This window comes from Azospirillum cavernae (assembly GCF_003590795.1).
Taxonomy (GTDB): Bacteria; Pseudomonadota; Alphaproteobacteria; order Azospirillales; family Azospirillaceae; genus Azospirillum; species Azospirillum cavernae.
In genome coordinates this window covers 748,835-767,244 of record NZ_QYUL01000003.1, presented here as the reverse complement: position 1 = coordinate 767,244, position 18,410 = coordinate 748,835, and the positions used below count along the sequence as shown (strand labels likewise).

Below are 18,410 nucleotides of genomic sequence, written 5' to 3'. Positions count from 1 at the left end.
CAGGCCATCGCGGCGGAAAACAATCTGGCGGAAACCGCCTATTTCCTGCGCAACGACGATGTGTTCGAGCTGCGTTGGTTCACCCCGGCGGTCGAGGTCGATTTGTGCGGCCACGCCACCCTGGCCACCGCCTTCGTCATCTCCACCCTGCTGGAGCCGGGGCGGACGCGGATGGATTTCGTCACCCGCCAGGCCGGAACCCTGACCGTCACCCGCGACGGCGACGTCTTCACCCTGGATTTCCCCAGCCGCCCGGCGGCTCCCGCCGCAGCCCCGCACGCCAATCTGGTCGCGGCGCTTGGCGGTCCCACCCCGCTGGCGATCCTCGACGGGCGCGATTATCTGGTGGTCTATGAGGATGAGGCGACGGTGCGGGCGCTGACCCCCGACATGGTGGCGCTCAGCAAACTGGACCGCTTCGCGGTGTGCGTCACCGCGCCGGGCCGCGACGGCGTCGATTTCGTCTCGCGCCTGTTCGCCCCGGCCCAGGGCATCCCGGAGGATCCCGTCACCGGGTCCACCCACTGCATGCTCATCCCCTATTGGGCGGAAAAGCTGGGCAAGACCGTTCTGTCGGCGCGCCAAGTCTCGGCCCGTGGCGGCGATTTGGCCTGCGAGCTGGTCGGCGACCGGGTGAAGATCGGCGGCAGAGGCGTGCTGTATCTGGAAGGCGTCATCACCGTCTGACCGGCGGCAATGCGCGTCCCATGAAAAAGGGCGGCCATCCGGTTGGGTGGCCGCCCTTTTGTTGTCAGCGTGTCAGCGCCCGGCCAGCGTGCCGGTCAGCTTGGTGCGGATCGCCGCCACAGCGCATTCCAATGGACGATCCGAATCCGGTTTGGGCGTGCCGTTGGCGACGTCGGGGCACATGTCGTCCATCTTCCAGACGCGCGGCGGCGGCGGCGGCGGGGCGTTTTGGTCGCAGGTGGCCGGATCGGGATGGGTTTCCTCGCCGGCGCCATTGGCCGGTTTGACCTCGATGTTCGGCGACACGCCAAAGCAATCGACCAGCGCGCCCGACGGGCGGAAATAGCGCGCCGTGGTCAAACGGATGCCCGTGTCGGAACTGAGCGAGGAAATCGTCTGCACCGATCCCTTGCCGTAGGACCGGCTGCCGAACAGCAGCGCCCGGCCATGGTCCTGCAAGGCCCCGGCGACGATCTCCGACGCCGACGCCGACCCGCTGTTGATGAGCAGCACCACCGGCAGCCCCGGCAGCAGATCGCCGGAGGTTCCATGGTAGGTCCGCGCCTCGTCCGGGTCGCGACCGCGCACGCTGACGATGTCCACCGCCTCCAGGAAACGGTCGGCGACGCTGACCGCCTGATCGAGCAGTCCGCCCGGATTGTTGCGCAGATCGAGCACCGCGCCGGTCAGATGACCGCCCGACTGGCGCCGCATGTCCTCCACCGCCGCTTCGAGCGCCGAGGTGGTCTGCTGGTTGAAAGTGGCGATGCGGATGTAAGCGACCTCGCCCTCCAGCCGGTAGCGCACCGGGTGGATTTTCACAATGGCGCGGGTCAGCGACACGCGGGTCGTGGCATCCGGCGTCGGCGGGCGGCGCAGGGTGAGCGCCACCGAACTGCCAACCGGGCCGCGCATGCGCGCCACCGCGTCTTGCAGGTTCAGGCCCTTGACCACCAACTCGTCGATCTTGGCGATCAAATCGCCGCTGCGCAGACCGGCCCGCGCGGCGGGAGAGCCGTCGATGGGCGAAACGACGCGAATGAGGCCGCTGGCCTCGTCCATCGTCACCTCGATCCCCAGCCCGCCAAACTCCCCTTGCGTCTGTTCGCGCAGGTAGCGGTAACGCTCGGCGTCCAGGAAGCTGGAATAGGGGTCCAGCGTGCCCAGCATGCCGTCCAGCGCGCCTTCGGTCAGGGCGCGGTCGGTGGCGCGCGGATTCTCGGTCTTCTTCTTGGTCAGCCCGACCAGCGCCTTGTCGACCAGAACCTGCGGGTCATAGGGCTTCACATGCTCGGTCAGCACCCGGCGCATGGCGTCGGCGAACAGGACGTAATTGCGGTCGGCGGTGGACAGCGCGCCAAAGCCACGCGCCTTGGCGAATTCGGCGCGGTAACGATCCAATGCGGCGCTGGTGTCGGCCCGGCTGGTCGGGGCCACCGCGCAAGCTGGCCCGATCGCCACCATCATCAGCAGCAAGGCCGCCAGCAATTTCGCCATCCTAAGCCCCTCTCGACAGGCCGGGAAACCCGACTGAATCACTCGCATCGCACACGTTACCAGAGGGTTCGGGTGGAGCGCACCCTAACACGTCGCTCCGCCATTCTCAAAGTCCAGCCCTCGCAACCACACGCTTGTCCCAACCACCCCACCCGCCAACAGACCAGATCGCCGCAGCCCGCTCCACATATGCCTATTTTTTGAGCAAAGCCACTCATCCACAGGCGGCACGCGCGATTCCCAAGGGCGGCGGGATCCTTGTTCGCGGATTGCGCACACATCTATCCACAGATTCTGTGGAGAAGAAAAACGGCCTTTCACTTATCCACACCAATTCACAGAAATGCACACCCGATCATCCCCAGAAAAGAACGCCCTCTTTCCCGGCGCTCCTTGTATCCACGCCAGATCTGAAATATCCAATCATGGTGGATCGGCAGAGCTGACAGGTGTTCATCATGATTGGAGATTCATTTCATCCAAGAAAGGCGACGATTTCGTTGCGCGTGGACCACCAAATCAAGATGGCGGCCAAGAATTACGCGCGGCAGCGGCAAACGCCGTTGGCCGAAGTCATGCGCGATCTGTTGGCCCGTTACGTGGCCGAATGCGCGACGGAAAACGCCCAGGCGGCGCCCGACCTGTTGAAAGACCGGCCGCGCCAATATGTGGATTTCGCCCGCTTGCAAGGGTTGCTGGCCGCCAAGGACTGAAGGCGCCAAGGACTGAACACGACAGGGACTGAACGCAAAAATCCCGCTGAACGGCGACGCGCTCAACGGGATTGTCCACACAGTCTCTTGATTGGGGGCGCAAGCGCCCGTCCTCTTGATTGTCGGCGCAAGCGCCCGGCGATCAGGCGGCGTTTTCCAGCGGGGTCAAGCCACGGGTCATCCCGCCGATCTCGCGGTCCACCGCCTCTTGCTCGGTCGGCGACAGTTCAAACTTCACATGCATCCGGCCATGCTCGCAGGATTTGACATGGCAGGGCAAGGCGCGGGACAGGCCGTCGATCCGCAACGCCAGCTTGCCGCCCGCCACCCCGTCCGGGCCGTTCACCAGCATGGCGCCGCCCGAGGACAGGTTCGCCAGCTTGGCGCGCACGGCGGGTTGGCCCGCCAACTCAACCGCACACCCCATCGACACGGCGAAGCGTGGGCGGCGGCGGCGGTCCACATCGGTGGTGGAGGTGCGGACCACCCGGATCAGCACGTCGCGCAGCGTGTCGATGCCGCCCGCCACCTCGTTGGCGATGGAGCGAACCTCGCCCGCGCGGCTTTGCGTCGCCTCGGCCTCCGCCGACACCCGGCGAATGCGCGACGACACCTCTTTGGCGGCGTCGCTGGTCTGCGCGACCGAGCGGGCGATTTCATGGGTGGCCGCCGCCTGCTCATCAACCGCCGCCGCGATGGATGAGGAAATCGTCGCCACCTCCTGGATGGTGTCGGCCACCTCCGACACCGCGCTGACGGCGCTGGCGGTGACGCTTTCGACCTCGCCAATCAACGATCCGATTTCTTCGGTGGATTTCGCGGTTTGGCTGGCGAGATTCTTCACCTCGTTCGCCACCACGGCGAAGCCGCGCCCAGCCTCTCCCGCGCGGGCGGCTTCGATGGTGGCGTTCAGCGCCAACAAATTGGTTTGGCTGGCGATGTCGTTGATGAGGCGGGCCACCGCACCAATCCGCTCCACCGACGCCGACAGCTTTTCAATGGTGGCGCGCGCCACCCCGGAACGGTCCACCGCGCGCCCAGTCACGGAAGCGGCGCTGGCCACCTGATGGCCGATGTCGCCGATGGACGCCGAGAGTTCTTCGGTGGCGGCGGCGACGGTTTCGGCGTTGCTCAACGCTTGCTGGGCCGCCACCGCGACGTTCTGCGCGTTGTCGCTGACCTGCACCGCCGAATCCGACATGGCTCCGGCGTTGCCGCTCATCATCGTCGTGCGTTCGGCGACATGATCGACGGCGAGGCGGGTTTCATGCTCCACCTTGTCGGCCATCGCCTCCAGCGCCTGACGGCGTTCCTCTTCGCCGCGCCGCCGCAGATCCTCCTGCGCCGCGCGCAGCCGAGCGTTTTCCTGGGCGCCGCTCTGGAACACCCGAACCGTGTCGGCCATATGGCCGATCTCGTCCCGGCGCTCCTCCAGGCCAACCGTCACCTCAAGCTTGCCGTCGGCCAGATCGACCATCACCCGGCGCAGCCGCTCCATTGGGCGGATCATCGCCGCTTCCAGGAACACCACGCAAGCCGCCGCCATCAGCCCAATGGCAAGGCCGGCGCCGATCAAAGTCAGACGCAGACCGCTGGACGCGTCCTGGACATGGGCAATGGATCCGGTCAGGCCGGTTAGTTTGGCGCTGCTGACCGCGACCACGCTGCCGCCCAGCTTTTCCAGGCTGTCGCCCATGGCGTCGGCCACGCTGTCGAATTTGCCCATGATCGTGTTGCCCGACGCCGGACCATTGTCGACATAGGCGCGGGCCATCTTTTTGCCCATCTCGTAGAAGGGCGTGTAGGCGCGCCGGGTCTCTTCGACCTGCCCAATCACGTCGGACAGGCCGAGTTCCCGCGCCAACCGGGCGGCGGTCGTCGTGTGTTCGTCAAACAATCGGGCGTAATCGGCAGCCTTCTTTTCGCCGTCGTCCAACCCGTCCAACCCGCGCGTGGCCGAAATGTCGGTCAGCCATTGCTGGGTCTGGGCCACGTCGTATCGGATCTCCGCCACCGCCGAGACCAAGGGAACCACGCGTCCGACCACGTCGTCGGTCGCCCGCTGAATCTCGGTCAGATGCGCGGTTTGCCGCTCCATGTCCCGCATGGTCAGGAAGGAGGAGACACCGACAGCGGTGAACACGAAAACAGCCACCGCGACGACCTTCGCCCGGATCGAAATGACGTGCAAAAAGCTCATAAAAACCGCCACACCCAGTGAAACTGTGTCGTATGTTTACGAACGATCAATGATCGCAACAAAACATTGCCGCCAAACTACCTTTTCATAACAGACATGCCCACTGAAAAGGCAAAATTTGCGCCCTCATCACGCCTGTGGCGGCGGATGGTCGCGCAGAATCGACAGGGTTTCCTCCAGCGCGACCTCAAGATCCGCCAGCAATCCAGCCTGCTCCTCGTGATCGCCGCTGTTTTCCAGCGAAGCGGCCAGATGGCTCAGGCGCATCGCCCCGATGTTGGCCGCCGTTCCTTTCAAAGTGTGCGCCAAGCTGGGCAATTCGACCGCGCCGCCATCCACCGCCATTCGAATGTCCACGACGCATTGTCGCGCGGCGCTGGCAAACGTGGCGGTGGCTCGCGTCCACGCCTCCTCGCCCACCGCCCGACGCAGAGACGTGGCGTGGGGCCAATCCAACAAGTCTCCGACCGACGAATCGGCCTGATTGGACAAGGACGGGAAGGCGAGAGTGGACAGCAGGGTGAACAGATCGGCGGTGACGATGGGTTTGCTCAGATAAGCGTTCATCCCTGCATCCAGATATTCGGCCTGATGCCCTGGCATGGCGTTGCCAGTCAAGGCCACGATGGGAACGCGCGCCGCGTCACCCGACATCGCCCGGATGCGCTGGGTCGCCGCGACGCCGTCCATCACCGGCATCTCAACATCCATCAGCACCAGATCAAACGGCTGCTCCTCCACAGCGCGAACCGCCTGCGCCCCATCGGCGACGGCAGTCACCGAATGGCCCGCCCGCTCCAACATCGTGACCACGATGTCACGGTTGATTTCATTGTCTTCGGCAACCAGAACACGCAGCGCGCGGGGAGCGGATTTGGCGACCGCCGGGGCGCTTGGGGACGCCGCCGCCACCTCGGCCCGTTGCCCGGACATCGCGCCGCCCGCCTGGCACGGCACGGTGAACCAGAAGACGGCGCCTTTGCCGTCGCCGCTGCGCGCCCCGATTCGCCCACCCATCACCGTCACCAATTCGCGGCTGATCGCCAGGCCTAGGCCGACGCCGCCGAAGCGGCGGGTGGTCGAACTGTCGGCCTGGGTGAAGCGGCGGAACAGGTTGGGCAGCATGTCGGCGGGAATGCCGACGCCGGTGTCGATCACCTCGAACCGCAGGCAACAGTCGCTCTCGGATCGCTCCCCGTCATCCAAGGAAACATGCACAGCCACACCGCCATGATCGGTGAATTTCAACGCGTTGCCGATCAAATGACCCAACACCTGCCGAATCCGTCGGACATCCGCCCGCAGCGTCTCCGGCGCCGCCGCGTCAACCTTGAACGACAGAGTCAGATCCCGCCCGGCGATGGTCGGGCGCAACCGTTGAATGACGTCATCCAGAGTCTTCCGAATGTTGAAATCGACCCATTCAACCTCGATCTTTCCCGCCTCCAGCTTGGACAGATCAAGAATGTCGTCGATGATTTGCAGCAGAGCGTTGCCGGATCGGTTGGCGATGTCGAGCATCTGGCGTTGATCGGCGTCCAGATTTGGCCCCTCGACCAAAGCCAAGGCGCCCAACACGCCGTTCATCGGCGTGCGGATTTCGTGGCTCATCGTCGCCAGGAATTCGTTTTTCAGGCGGTTGGCGTGATCGGCGGCCTCTTTGGCTTGGCGCAGGCTGGCTTCAATCTCGCGTTGGGCCGTGATGTCGCGCAAAGCGCCCGTGTAATAGCGGTGGTCGCCATCCCGCCAACTGGCCAGCGTCACCTCGACCGGAAACTCGCCGCCATCTTTGCGGCGCCCGGAAAATTCACGCACGTCGGACAACGGCATCATCCCGCCGCCGCTCCGATAAAACTCAAGCCGACCGTCGAGCGCCACGGCGAAGGCGGTCGGCAACAGCTTGGCCATCGGCCCGCCCACAACATCGTGGGCCGCATAGCCGAACATCCGCTCCGCCGCCGGGTTGAAGGCGTCGACCACGCCAGCCTCATCAATGGTGACGATGGGTTGCCCAACCGACGTGAACATGGCGCGGTAGCGGGCCTCGCTCGATTGCAGCCGGAGGGCGGACAATTCCCGTTCGGTCGTGTCGGTGGCCGACCCACGATATCCCAGAAAAGAGCCGTCCTCGCTCCAAACCGGGCGCCCGCTGACGCTGAAATAGCGCATCCCGTCAGCGGTTTTGACCCGGTAGCGGAAATTGCGGAACGCCTCACGCCGTTCCAACGTTTCCTGATGCTCCGCCCATTTGGCGGCGTCGCCGGGTTCGCGCAAGGCCACCTCGTCGCGCCGCAACCCGATGGGCAGAGCGCCATCCGACGTCTGCGGGACCAACGGCCCGATCAGTTGGGAAAAACGCAGATCCGCGTCCATTTCCCAGAACCAATCCGACGCGGTTTCCGCTTGATCGCGAAACCGCTGCTCGCTCTCCGCCAACCGCAAGGCCGACGACGCCAGGCGCGACGATTGCCGCGTCGCCAGCAGCGCCAGCGCGAACAGGCCAAAATTGCTGATGGCGGCGCCGATCAGATACACCTGTTGGCGATGCCGGGTGTCGGCCAGAAAGGCGTCTTCGCCAAAAGCGGCGATGACGATCAAAGGAAAATCAGTCAAGACTCGGAAGGATTGAAGACGGGGAATGTTGTCCACCGCGCTGTTCACCCGCAAGAAGCCCTTTTCCTCCTTGGCCGCTTGCCGCAAGGTCGCCGATTGGCTGACATCCTGCCCGATGATCTGGTCGTTCAGAATCGAGCGGGCGCGCAGAATTCCATCCTTGCCAACGATGGAGACGACGCCGTCCGGGCCAACGTCCAGGCTGGCCAAAGAACGGCTGAAGTAGAACGGATCCATTGAGGCGACGATCACCCCGGCAAAAGACCCGTCCGCGTGGTTGATCCGTCGCGTCAGTTGGATTGACCATTTCCCCGACGCGCGTCCAAACACCGGCTTGCCGATGAACAGGCCAACGTTGGGGTCGGCGGCATGCACGCGAAAATGCTCGCGATCGGCCAGATGAACCCGCGCGGGAGCGTCCTCCACGCTGGTTTGAATCAGATCCCCGCGTTCGTCGACCAGGGCGAGTTGCACCAGAATGCTTGACCGCCGCACGGCGTTGCGGATCAGTTGATGGATCTCGCCGTCCGCAAAATTGCCGTGATGCTGCGCGTCGTCGATCACGAACAGCATCACCTGATCGGCCTCGGCAATCGCCCGCGTGGTCTGTTCCGCGACGACCCAGGCCAGATTGCCGGTGTCCCGCTCCGCCCGCGCCATCGCTTCGGATTCGTCGTAACGGGCGAGGAAAAGAGCGGCCAACCACAAGCCAAAGGCGATGACCAGGGTTCCCGCCCAAACAGCGGCGGTGAAGCGGCGATGTTGCGACCGCGTCCTCATACTGACGCCTCGGGTCCGTTCCGGGCGGGCAGCAGGGTCGCGATGCTGCGCGCCAACCGTTCGACGTCAATCGGCTTGCTGAGAACACGATCAACCCCCGACGACGCCAAACGGGCCGGATCGCCGTCCACGGGTTGATCCGTGTAAAGGATGCACGGCAAGTCGGGACGCAAGGCTTTCAACCGGGCGATCAAGGAAAGCCCCGACATTCCCCCCGCCGACGGCCCGGCCACCACCGCCACGTCGAAAAAACCCGGCTCATCGACCAGGGTCTCCAGCGCGTCGGCGGCGCTTTCGCAGACCGCCACCTCATAGCCTTGCCGCTCCAGACCAATCGACAGACGATCCCCAGTCTCCCGCTCCTCGTCCACCACCAGAACATGGCGGGACTCCACCGCGACGGGCTGTTGAACCGCCGCCGGGGGCAAGGGCGCCATCGGCACGAACAGCCTCAGGACCGTGCCCTCGGCGGGATGAGTCCATACAACCAACCCGCCATCCAGCGCGCGGGCCACCGTCAAGGCCGAGGGCGTGTCATCCCCCCCGGAGCGGGCATGCTCCCGCGCGGCCAGCAAGGGGTCGATCAGCCCACGCAGGACCGCCATCGGACGTGGCGGCCCCGACACGCGCAACTCAAACAGCGCCTGGGGGCGGCGATGGGGCGGCAGGATCGCGTGGGACAGCCAGCCAACGGGAGCTTTGAGCGCGTCCTCCTCGCCACCCCAGCGCGCCGCGCGCAAGGTCAAACCAACGTCGGCGGCCCCCTCATTCCCACCCTCCGGCGCGCCTGCGCCGACCGGATCGGCGGCGCAGCCCTGGACCAACCCGGCCAAGGTCCGGGCGAGCAACCCGCCATTGCCCAGGCAACCCACATTGCCCGCCTCGTTCCGCATCGACAGGTTGGAACGCCCGGCATCCCGCAAAAGATGGGCGGTTTCCTTCAGAACGGCGTCGGACGGAACCGGACGGATGTCCACCGCAAGATTGCGGGCGGCCGACAAAATCCGCCGCAACGCCGTCTTGCTGCGGTCGGTCGCGCTGAGGATGCGCGTGGCGAAATCGGCCTGCGACGAATCGGCGGGCAGGTCGGCCACCAGAAAATCGGCGTAACCGGCAACCGCGCCCAGCGCGTTGTTGACGTCATGAACGATCATGCCCGCGACATCCGCCACACCGTCCATGTGGTCGAGTTGAGCGGCGCGCAGGCGCTCCTGCGCCGAATCCCGTCCGACAACCAGCAAGCCACCCTCTGGCAGCGGCACACGAACCGGCGTGATCGAGGTCGGCCAGACAATGTTCTCGTCCCACCGGATGTCCAACGCCGCCGCCACGCCAAGCAGGCTTGTGGCCGCCGGGTTGCTGGCGATCACCCACAGGTCGGCGTCGAGAATCACCATCGCCTCATCCGCCGCGTCGAAGGCGGCGCGCAGATGGTTGAACGACAGCGCCGCGTCCACATCCAGGGGCGCGTCGCCGTCATCGTCCAGAAGATCATCCTGAGCGGCGTCGTTCCGCCACGCCGCCGCTGCTTTTTCCCGCCGCAGTTCCCGCTCCAACCGCCGTATCTCACCGCGTGCGACGTAGGCGGCGAACAGACCGGAACCGCCCAGGGCCGCCGACGCCGCGAACAGCCACGCCAGCGAAGCCCGATCAACGAGCGCCGGCGACAGCCACAAGGTCGCCAGCCCGACCACAACCGCTAAAAAGGCCGGAACCACGATGCAAGCCCCCCAGGGTGGCAGAGCGGTGGTCTGGGTGGGCGCGGTCGGCGATGTCAGAGGCATCGATCACTCATCGTTGATGACGAAGCGTTTGATACCGCCGGCCAGTTCGGCGCGGCGCAAGCATCACCATAGCGACTTGCACAAACGATCAACAGTTAGGGGAAGCACCGTCCCCACCCTTGAACGCTGGCGGCGCGGTCACGCGGCGGTTCTGGGGATCGGGCAAGCGCAAAGCGTTAGGACGCCGCGCTCAACCCATGGTTCAGCAGCCCGGCCTCCTGGGCGCGACGCACCGCGTCGGTGCGGTTGCGCGCGCCCAATTTGCGCAGGATCCGCCGGGTGTGCAGCTTCACCGTCACCTCTTGCAAACTGAGCTGTCGGCCAATTTCCTTGTTGGTCGCGCCGGTCGCCAACATGCCGAGCACCTGCTGTTCCCGGTCGGTCAGGGGGGACGACACCCCGGATTCCGCATCGCCCTCCCCATCGGCTTGCTCTGGAAGATCATCCCCGGCCCCGTCGCATTCGGCAAACGCGCCGTGATGCAACAGAAGCTCCAGCGCAATTTCCTTCGGCACAAAGCTGCCGCCCTCGGCCACAAGGCGCAGGGCCTGCGCCAGAATGCGCCGTGGGGTGGTCTTGGGCAGGAAGGCGTCGGCCCCGCAGCGAAGAACCTCAACCGCCGTGTTCAAATCCTCGGCCCCCGTGACGACCGCCACCGGCCCTTCGACGCCAGCCTTGCGCAAGCGCGTCACGGGATCGCCAACGCCGCTGCCGGGCATTCGCCAATCAAGCACGATCAGGTCGAATCGCTCCGCGCCCAACCGCTCCAACGATCCAATGGAAACAATCTCGGCGTCGGCCCAAGCCTGCCGAATGGACAACTCAAGGGCGTCCCGGAACAAGGGGTGGTCATCCGCCACCAGTATCTTCATCGACCGCCTCCGCCGCCCCGGCATCCGACTTCCTGATTGATGGGGCAGTGTACCACCAAAGTTAAATATGAGAGTGGAAATGTTAGGTTTCGGTCATCCGTTCCGCGACAACCCTTCCTCCATCCCAGAGGATACTATCCTCGGATATCCCATTTCCCCAGAGCGTTATCCCTCAATCCTGGCGTCAAACGCTGGCGCGGCTGTATTGTGGATGTGGGTTCCGTTGAACCTTGCGGCCTGCCAACCCCCGCCCGGACCGGCATACGCCGCAATCTTTGGGTGCTTCCAATCCGGCGCGCGGCGCCAAGCCGCCTTCGGGCACGTGGGTACACGTGTGCATTGAGGATCGTCGTCATGGAAATGACCATGTATGTTCTGCAACCGACGAGAAAGCCCGCCCATATTCTTTTGGTCGATGATGATCCCGATTTTCGCGGCATGATCCACACCGCCCTGTCTCGCGGCGGCTACACCGTGCATGAAGCGGCGAATGGCCGGGCGGCCCTGGAGCTGTTGCAGGACCGGATCATCGATCTTGTTCTGACCGACATCATCATGCCGGAAGCCGATGGCTATGAAATCATCCAAAAACTGAAAAGCTCTCCGTCGTCTCCGCCGTTGATCGCGGTTTCCGGCGGCAGCGCGCGGCTGCGGATGGAGTTGCCCAACATGGCCCGGCTTTTGGGGGCCGACGCCGCGTTTGAGAAGCCAGTCGACATCAACCTCCTGCTCGACACGATCAAACAATTGCTCGAAGCTCGGCGGGCGGGACGCGCGGCATGAATGTTCTGATTGTTGACGATGACCAAACCAACCTCATCATCATGGCGGCGGTCGTCCGCCGTGTGGATGACGCGGAGCCGATCACCTATTCCAACCCGCTTGAGGCGGCCCGATGGCTCGACGCCAACGAACCGGACCTGATTCTTCTGGATCAGATGATGCCGGACATGGACGGCCTCGCCCTGTTGCAGCGCATCCGCCAGAACAAGAGGCTGGACACCGTTCCGGTCGTCATCGTCACGGCGGACACCAGCGCGGAAACCCGCATCCGGGCACTGGATGAGGGGTGCAGTGATTTTCTGACCAAACCGATCATCATTCCCGAGGTGCAGGCCCGGCTGCGCAACCTTCTGGCCCTGCGCCAAAGCCGCGCCCTGCTGCGCGACCGCGCCGCTTTGTTGGCCGAAGAGGTCCAGCGCGTCACGGCGGCGTTGCAACGGCAGGGCGAGGAGCTGGTTCTCCGCCTGTCCTGCGCCGCCGAATACCGCGATCCGGAAACCGGGGCGCATCTGGAACGGATGTCCCGTTATTCCCGTCTGATTGCCGAAGCCGCCGGGTACGACGCTGATTTCTGCAACGACTTGCTGAAGGCCGCGCCGATGCACGACATCGGCAAGATCGGCATTCCCGACCTGATTTTGCTGAAGCCGGGCCGGTTGAGCGAGGCGGAATTGCCGATTATGCGCCAACACGCTGTCATCGGCCACCGCATCCTGGCCGACAGCGACGTTCCGCTGCTGCGCATGGCGGCGGAAATCGCTTTGTCCCACCATGAAAAATTCGACGGAAGCGGCTACCCGAACCGCCTGTCCGGCGCCGCCATTCCCGTGACCGGACGCATCGTCGCCGTCGCCGACGTCTTCGACGCCCTCACCTCGACCCGGCCCTACAAGCGGTCCTGGTCGCTGGAAGCGGCGCGCGCCTACATTGAACAGAACCGGGGCACCCATTTCGACCCGGTGTTCGTCGACGCCTTTCTGTCACGCTGGGACAAGGTGTGCGAGATCCACCACGCCCACCTGGACGATCACCTTACGGACCTGCACCCGATGGACTTCTGAGCGCCCCGTCAATCGACGATGCGCCAGGTTCCATCGGCTTGCAGACAGGCCGTGCCATAGCTGGATTGCGGACGACCGCCGATCATCACCGTGCTCTGATACTCACGGCACTGACGCCCGTCACCAGACCGATACATCGGACCCGCCGGATCGGCGGCGACATAGGGCGGCGGCGCGTAAACGACGCGCGGGGGCGGTTCATACACCACGATCGGCGGCGCCGGATACATGACCACCGGCGGCGGCCCGTAATAAGGCCGGTGATGGTGATAACCATAGGCCGGATAATAGCCGCCAACGCCAATATCGACCCTCACCGATCCGCGCGCTTGAGCGTCGCCCAACGGCAGAGCCATCAACGCCACGACGCTCACCACACCCATCGCCAAAGCCCGGAACACCGCGTTCATTGTTCGTCTCCCGATCGCAGAAGGGCGATCATCCAGAACGCTCATCCTACACCGGGAAACGGACGCGCGACAGGGGGCGCAGGATCACACCCCGCGCAACGCAGCCTTCAAATGTCGAGCGGCAGGGTGTCCGGGTCGAAGCCAAGCTGTTCGACGATGGCGCGGGCCAGCGGGATGCTGGTCTCAAACCGCCATTCGTTGCGGCCCGGCCGATATTCCGACACGTTGGGCCGACCGTTGGCGAAACGGCGCGGATTCACCTCGTACCAATAAATGTCGCTCAACGGCACGCCCTGCTCTTCGGCGTAGCTCTGGGCGATGTTCGGCCATTCATTGACGGCGTTCAGCGGAGCGCCCGCCGTTTTGGCGATGTCGGTCTGCTCCAGGAACGCGACGATGCGCTTTCCCTCGCGTTCAAAATCAGCGACTCGGACAGAGGCGGGCGCCTTGCCCATGCGCAGATAGGTCCATTCGCGGTTTTTGTCGACCAAGGCGTGTTCCACGATAGATGCTCCGGTTTGCTCTTTAGAAAGCTAGCCGACCGACCGCGCCGCGCCAACTGTTCCGTTGCCCGATCTCGAAAAGTCCTTGGAGAGTCGGTCTTTTTTTGCCTCCGGAACAGACTTTTGGTTACAATTGAACCAATGATTTTCTTTGTATGCGGGAAATCTGAGAGTCACGCCGCCGCAACGAAAACGGGCGGGGGCCTGACAGACTCCCGCCCGCTCGCCGCCATGGTCAAAATCGCCCGGCGGTCAACTGGCTTTTCGGCTCAATAGCCCAACGCCTGACCGTCCGGGTTGCGCGGATCGGACGCGCCGTAAAGGCCGTCGGCGCGCAGTTGGATGGTTTGGGTGCGGCCCATGGTCGGCTTCACTGCCACCTTGTGGCCCTTTTGCTCCAACAGGCGGACGGTGTCGGGGCTGAGTCCCTTTTCCACCCGCAGTTCGTCCGGCGTCCATTGATGGTGAACGCGGGGAACCGCCGTCGCTTCCGCCGGATTCAGGCCGAAATCAATGTGGTCGATGATGGTTTCCAGGATGGTGGTGATGATGCGGCTGCCGCCGGGGCTGCCCGTGACCAGCCAAGGCTTGCCGTCCTTCAACACGATGGTCGGCGACATCGAGCTGAGCGGGCGCTTGAAGGGCTGCACCGAATTCGCCTCGCCGCCGATCAGGCCAAAGGCGTTGGGAACCCCCGGCTTGGCCGAGAAATCATCCATCTCGTTGTTCAGCAGGATGCCGGTGCCTTCGGCGACGATGCCGCTGCCGAAATTCAAATTCAGCGTGTAGGTTGTGCTGACCACGTTGCCCTGGGCGTCGGCGACTGAGAAATGGGTGGTCTGGTCGCTTTCATAGGGCTGCGGCTTCCCCGGCTTGATGCTGTTGGCGGGGGTCGCCTTGTCCGGGTCGATCTTCGCCGCCAATTCGTCGGCGTAGCGGCGGGAGGTCAGGCCCTTGACCGGCACCTTGGTGAAATCGGGGTCGCCCAGATATTCGGCGCGGTCGGCGTAGGCGAACTTCATCGCCTCGGCCATCAAATGGATGTTCTGGGCGCTGCCGAGGCCCTGCTCCTTCAGCGGGTAGCGTTCCAGAATGTTGAGGATCTGCACGATGTGCGTCCCGCCGGAGCTGGGCGGCGGCATCGATTTCACCGTGTAGCCGCGATAGGTTCCGCTGACCGGCTCACGGTCCACCACCTTGTAGTTTTTCAGATCCTCGGCGGTGATGAGGCCGCCGCGCTTGGCCATTTCCGCCGCGATCTTTTCGGCGATGCTCCCCTCGTAGAAGGCCTTCGGCCCGTCCTTGGCGATCAGCTCCAGCGAATTCGCCAGATCACTCTGGACCAGCTTTTCCCCGGCCCGCAGCGGGCGCTCGTCCTTGAAGAAGATGGCGCGGGTCGCGCCCCAGGCGGCCAGATGATCGCGCTCGACCTCCAGCAGCCCGGCCAGTTGCGGCGTGACGTCATAGCCCTCGCGCGCCAGCTTGATCGCCGGGGCCAGAACATCGGCCAACGTCATCGTGCCGTGCGTCGCCAGGGCGTGGGCCAGACCGGCGACCGTGCCGGGAACGCCGACCGCCAGATGGGTGTAAAGCGAGCGGTTGGCGACGACCTTGCCCTGCTCGTCCAGATACATGTCGCGGCTGGCCTTGGCCGGGGCCATCTCGCGGAAGTCGATGGCGACGTCCTCCCCGGTCTTGGCGTCATGCACCACCATGAAGCCGCCGCCGCCGACGTTGCCCGCGTTGGGCAGCACCACCGCCAGGGCGAAACCGACCGCCACCGCCGCGTCCACCGCGTTGCCGCCGCGCTTCAGAATGTCCACGCCAACCTCGGTCGCCAACCGATGTTCAGCGGCGACCATGCCGTTCTGCGCGCGCACCGGATAGAAGATGTCGTAGCCGATGTCGTAACGCACCATCGGCGGGGCCGCCGCCGTTTGCGCCAGGGACGGGGCGGCGAGACCAACGCACAGCGCGACCACAGCCGGAACAAGCGCCAGAGCGGCCAAGCGGGACCGGACGGGAAGGGTCATCATGGGAAAAGACTCCGAGCGGAACGACGGGCAGCGGATTGTTGAACGGACGTTCAACCATTCCGCCAGATCGTCATCCGCTCCGGCACAAAAGGTCAAGAATTTGTGTGAAATTTCCGACCGATTGCCCCGCCGCCGAATCAGCCGCCAGTTTTCACCAGCCCGCCACCCGCCGGGGCACTGTCCCGCGCCGGACCGGCGCCGCGCCCGGCGTAGCCGCGCAGGAAGGCCAAAACTTCGGGCGAATCCCATTCGACCGCGCCCTCGACCCGACCCAACTCGCGCCCCTGGGCGTCGATCAGAAGGGTCGTCGGCAACCCGCGCAGCCCCAGCGCCTGCATCGACGCGCTGCCGGGGTCGAGGTAGAGCGCCAGATTGTTGACGCCGGTCTTCTGATAGAACGGCTCCACCGCCGCCTTGCCGCCCCGGTCGAGCGACAGCGCCACCACCTGGAAGGCGTCGCCGCCCAATTGTCCCTGCAAACGGTCGAGCGAGGGCATCTCCTTCACGCACGGCCCGCACCAGGTCGCCCACAGATTCAGCAGCGCGACCCGCCCGCCAAATTGGGACAGATCGACCCGCCGCCCCTCGCCATCGACGAAGGCCAGCGGCGGAATCGGCTTTGGCGTTTCGGCGCCCTTGTATTTCTCCAGCCCGGCGACCGGAATCGGCGCGCCCAGGCGCACCACCTCGGGCGCGGGGGGCGCGGCCAGAGGCAGCGCGTCGGCGCTCCACCACAACCCGGCGCCCGCCACGCACACACAAACCGTTGCGGTGGCCGTCAAAGTCCGCATACTCACGCTTCCTCGCCCCCCTACCTGAATGCCGTCGACATGAGCGCCGAACAAGCCCCGCAAGACACCGCCGCCGCCCTCGCCCCGGCCGCCAGCCAAATGTGGGGCGGTCGCTTCGCGCGCGGCCCCGCCGCCATCATGGAGAAGATCAACGCCTCCATCGGCTTTGACAAGCGCTTGGCCGATCAGGACATCGCCGGATCAAAGGCGCACGCCGCGATGCTGGCCAAGCAGGGCATCATAACCCAGGCCGACGCCGACGCCATCCGCGCCGGGCTGGACCGGGTGAAGGAAGAGATTGACGCCGGAACCTTCACCTTCAAGGTGGAGCTGGAAGACATCCACATGAATGTGGAAGCCCGGCTGGCCGAATTGATCGGCGAACCGGCCAAACGGCTGCACACCGGGCGCTCGCGCAACGATCAGGTGGCCACCGATTTCAAGCTGTGGGTGCGCGACGCGCTGGACCGGCTCGACGGCGGCTTAATGTCGCTGCAAAGCGCGCTGATTGATCTGGCCGAACAGAACACCGACACGGTGATGCCCGGCTTCACCCATTTGCAGGCGGCGCAGCCCGTCTCCTTCGGTCATCACCTGCTGGCCTATGTCGAGATGTTCGGGCGCGACCGGGGCCGCGTGCGCGACGCCCGCGCCCGGCTGAACGAATGCCCACTGGGATCGGCGGCGCTGGCCGGAACCCCCTACCCCATCGACCGCTTCATGACGTCGGAGGCGCTGGGCTTCAACCGTCCGACCGCCAATTCGCTGGACGCCGTGTCCGACCGTGATTTCGCGCTGGAGTATCTGGCGGCGGCCTCGATCTGCGCGGTGCATCTGTCGCGCTTCGCCGAGGAAATCGTCGTCTGGTGTTCGGCGCAGTTCCGCTTCATCAAACTGTCGGACGCCTTCACCACCGGCTCCTCGATCATGCCGCAGAAAAAGAACCCCGACGCGGCGGAGCTGGTGCGGGCCAAATCGGGCCGCGTCGTCGGCACGCTGACCGGCCTTTTGATGGTGATGAAGGGGCTGCCGCTGGCCTATTCCAAGGACATGCAGGAAGACAAGGAACCCGTCTTCGAGACCGACGACACGCTGGCGCTCTGCATCGCCGCAACGGAGGGCATGGTCCGCGACATGCAGCCCAACAAGGCGGCGATGCGGGAGGCGGCGGATCGCGGCTTCCTCAACGCCACCGATTTGGCCGATTGGCTGGTGCGCGCGCTGAACATGCCCTTCCGCGAGGCTCACCATGTGACGGGCCGCGCCGTGAAGGCGGCGGAGGATCGGCGCGTCGGCCTGACCGATCTGACCCTGGCCGAACTTCAGGCCATCGAACCGCGCATCACCGAGGCCGTCTATCCGGCGCTGAGCATCGAAGCGTCGCTGGACAGCCGCCGCAGCTTCGGCGGCGCCTCCCCCGTCCGCGTCAAAGAAGCGGTCAAGGCCGCTCGGGAGCGTTTCCTGTGAAGCACCCCATCCGTGTGACCATCCTGGTTCTTGCCGCCGCGCTGGCCCTGTCGGCCTGCGGCAAGCGCCCGAAATACGTCGATGAAGCCCTGCCGGAGGGGCAGACCGATCCCTTCCCGCGCAGCTATCCCAATCCGTCGCTGGATCCCAAGCCCGGCGAACCCGCCCCCGGAGTCAAATTTCCATGAGCGCGTCGTCGCCCAAGCCCAGCGC

15 protein-coding genes are annotated in these 18,410 nt (G+C 65.1%); 6 read left to right on the top strand and 9 right to left on the bottom strand.

Annotated features, from left to right (window positions below):
• Positions 1-687, top strand: a 687-nt coding sequence (locus D3877_RS23190) for a PhzF family phenazine biosynthesis protein (protein ID WP_147395261.1), incomplete at its 5' end; no start/stop codon positions are given.
• A gap of 72 nt (positions 688-759) precedes the next feature.
• Here the strand turns inward: D3877_RS23190 and D3877_RS23185 are convergent.
• Positions 760-2,184 (bottom strand): S41 family peptidase, encoded by a 1,425-nt coding sequence (locus D3877_RS23185; RefSeq protein WP_119833105.1) that lies wholly within the window; start codon positions 2,182-2,184, stop codon positions 760-762.
• 506 nt (positions 2,185-2,690) lie between these two features.
• On the opposite strand from D3877_RS23185, the gene D3877_RS23180 reads away from it, so the two are divergent.
• Positions 2,691-2,897, top strand: coding sequence for a hypothetical protein (locus D3877_RS23180; RefSeq protein ID WP_147395260.1), 207 nt, complete (start codon positions 2,691-2,693; stop codon positions 2,895-2,897).
• Between the two features lie 142 nt (positions 2,898-3,039).
• Here D3877_RS23180 and D3877_RS23175 read toward each other — a convergent pair whose 3' ends face one another.
• The 4 genes from D3877_RS23175 to D3877_RS23160 all read right to left on the bottom strand — a co-directional run bounded on the left by D3877_RS23175 (position 3,040) and on the right by D3877_RS23160 (position 11,146).
• Positions 3,040-5,097 (bottom strand): methyl-accepting chemotaxis protein, encoded by a 2,058-nt coding sequence (locus D3877_RS23175; RefSeq protein ID WP_147395259.1) that lies wholly within the window; start codon positions 5,095-5,097, stop codon positions 3,040-3,042.
• 129 nt (positions 5,098-5,226) lie between these two features.
• Positions 5,227-8,490: a PAS domain S-box protein gene (locus D3877_RS23170; protein WP_119833103.1), complete on the bottom strand. Its 3,264-nt coding sequence runs from the start codon at positions 8,488-8,490 to the stop codon at positions 5,227-5,229.
• Positions 8,487-10,274 (bottom strand): response regulator, encoded by a 1,788-nt coding sequence (locus D3877_RS23165; RefSeq protein WP_119833102.1) that lies wholly within the window; start codon positions 10,272-10,274, stop codon positions 8,487-8,489. The genes D3877_RS23170 and D3877_RS23165 overlap by 4 nt, the downstream gene beginning before the upstream one ends.
• Before the next feature lie 176 nt (positions 10,275-10,450).
• Positions 10,451-11,146 carry a response regulator transcription factor gene (locus D3877_RS23160; RefSeq protein WP_119833101.1) on the bottom strand — a complete coding sequence of 232 codons (696 nt, stop codon included), beginning with the start codon at positions 11,144-11,146 and terminating at the stop codon, positions 10,451-10,453.
• Positions 11,147-11,353: 207 nt separating this feature from the next.
• On the opposite strand from D3877_RS23160, the gene D3877_RS23155 reads away from it, so the two are divergent.
• Positions 11,354-11,929 (top strand): response regulator, encoded by a 576-nt coding sequence (locus tag D3877_RS23155; RefSeq protein ID WP_238475039.1) that lies wholly within the window; start codon positions 11,354-11,356, stop codon positions 11,927-11,929.
• Positions 11,926-12,990: an HD domain-containing phosphohydrolase gene (locus tag D3877_RS23150; protein WP_119833099.1), complete on the top strand. Its 1,065-nt coding sequence runs from the start codon at positions 11,926-11,928 to the stop codon at positions 12,988-12,990. The genes D3877_RS23155 and D3877_RS23150 overlap by 4 nt, the downstream gene beginning before the upstream one ends.
• Positions 12,991-12,998: 8 nt before the next feature.
• Here D3877_RS23150 and D3877_RS23145 read toward each other — a convergent pair whose 3' ends face one another.
• The 4 genes from D3877_RS23145 to D3877_RS23130 form a co-directional block, all read right to left on the bottom strand.
• A complete protein-coding gene (locus tag D3877_RS23145; protein WP_119833098.1) occupies positions 12,999-13,400 on the bottom strand; it encodes a hypothetical protein in 402 nt (133 codons plus the stop codon).
• A 107-nt stretch (positions 13,401-13,507) separates the two neighbouring features.
• Positions 13,508-13,903, bottom strand: coding sequence for a hypothetical protein (locus tag D3877_RS23140; RefSeq protein WP_119833097.1), 396 nt, complete (start codon positions 13,901-13,903; stop codon positions 13,508-13,510).
• A 269-nt stretch (positions 13,904-14,172) separates the two neighbouring features.
• Positions 14,173-15,939, bottom strand: coding sequence for a gamma-glutamyltransferase (gene ggt / locus D3877_RS23135; RefSeq protein WP_238475038.1), 1,767 nt, complete (start codon positions 15,937-15,939; stop codon positions 14,173-14,175).
• 137 nt (positions 15,940-16,076) lie between these two features.
• The gene (locus D3877_RS23130) at positions 16,077-16,730 is read right to left on the bottom strand and encodes a TlpA family protein disulfide reductase (RefSeq protein ID WP_119833096.1); all 654 of its coding nucleotides are present in this window, start codon (positions 16,728-16,730) and stop codon (positions 16,077-16,079) included.
• Positions 16,731-16,769: 39 nt separating this feature from the next.
• On the opposite strand from D3877_RS23130, the gene argH reads away from it, so the two are divergent.
• On the top strand, positions 16,770-18,197 hold the full coding sequence (gene argH / locus D3877_RS23125) for an argininosuccinate lyase (RefSeq protein WP_119833095.1): 1,428 nt from the start codon (positions 16,770-16,772) through the stop codon (positions 18,195-18,197).
• Positions 18,194-18,385: a hypothetical protein gene (locus D3877_RS23120; protein ID WP_119833094.1), complete on the top strand. Its 192-nt coding sequence runs from the start codon at positions 18,194-18,196 to the stop codon at positions 18,383-18,385. Before argH ends, D3877_RS23120 begins: the two co-directional genes overlap by 4 nt.
• Positions 18,386-18,410 lie beyond the last annotated feature (25 nt).

Coding starts and splice junctions, on each gene's coding strand:
- D3877_RS23130 (WP_119833096.1), bottom strand. CDS start 16,730: ATGCGGACTTTGACGGCCACCGCAACGGTTTGTGTGTGCGTGGCGGGC.
- D3877_RS23150 (WP_119833099.1), top strand. CDS start 11,926: ATGAATGTTCTGATTGTTGACGATGACCAAACCAACCTCATCATCATG.
- ggt (WP_238475038.1), bottom strand. CDS start 15,939: ATGATGACCCTTCCCGTCCGGTCCCGCTTGGCCGCTCTGGCGCTTGTT.
- D3877_RS23165 (WP_119833102.1), bottom strand. CDS start 10,274: ATGCCTCTGACATCGCCGACCGCGCCCACCCAGACCACCGCTCTGCCA.
- argH (WP_119833095.1), top strand. CDS start 16,770: ATGAGCGCCGAACAAGCCCCGCAAGACACCGCCGCCGCCCTCGCCCCG.
- D3877_RS23160 (WP_119833101.1), bottom strand. CDS start 11,146: ATGAAGATACTGGTGGCGGATGACCACCCCTTGTTCCGGGACGCCCTT.
- D3877_RS23185 (WP_119833105.1), bottom strand. CDS start 2,184: ATGGCGAAATTGCTGGCGGCCTTGCTGCTGATGATGGTGGCGATCGGG.
- D3877_RS23175 (WP_147395259.1), bottom strand. CDS start 5,097: ATGAGCTTTTTGCACGTCATTTCGATCCGGGCGAAGGTCGTCGCGGTG.
- D3877_RS23145 (WP_119833098.1), bottom strand. CDS start 13,400: ATGAACGCGGTGTTCCGGGCTTTGGCGATGGGTGTGGTGAGCGTCGTG.
- D3877_RS23170 (WP_119833103.1), bottom strand. CDS start 8,490: ATGAGGACGCGGTCGCAACATCGCCGCTTCACCGCCGCTGTTTGGGCG.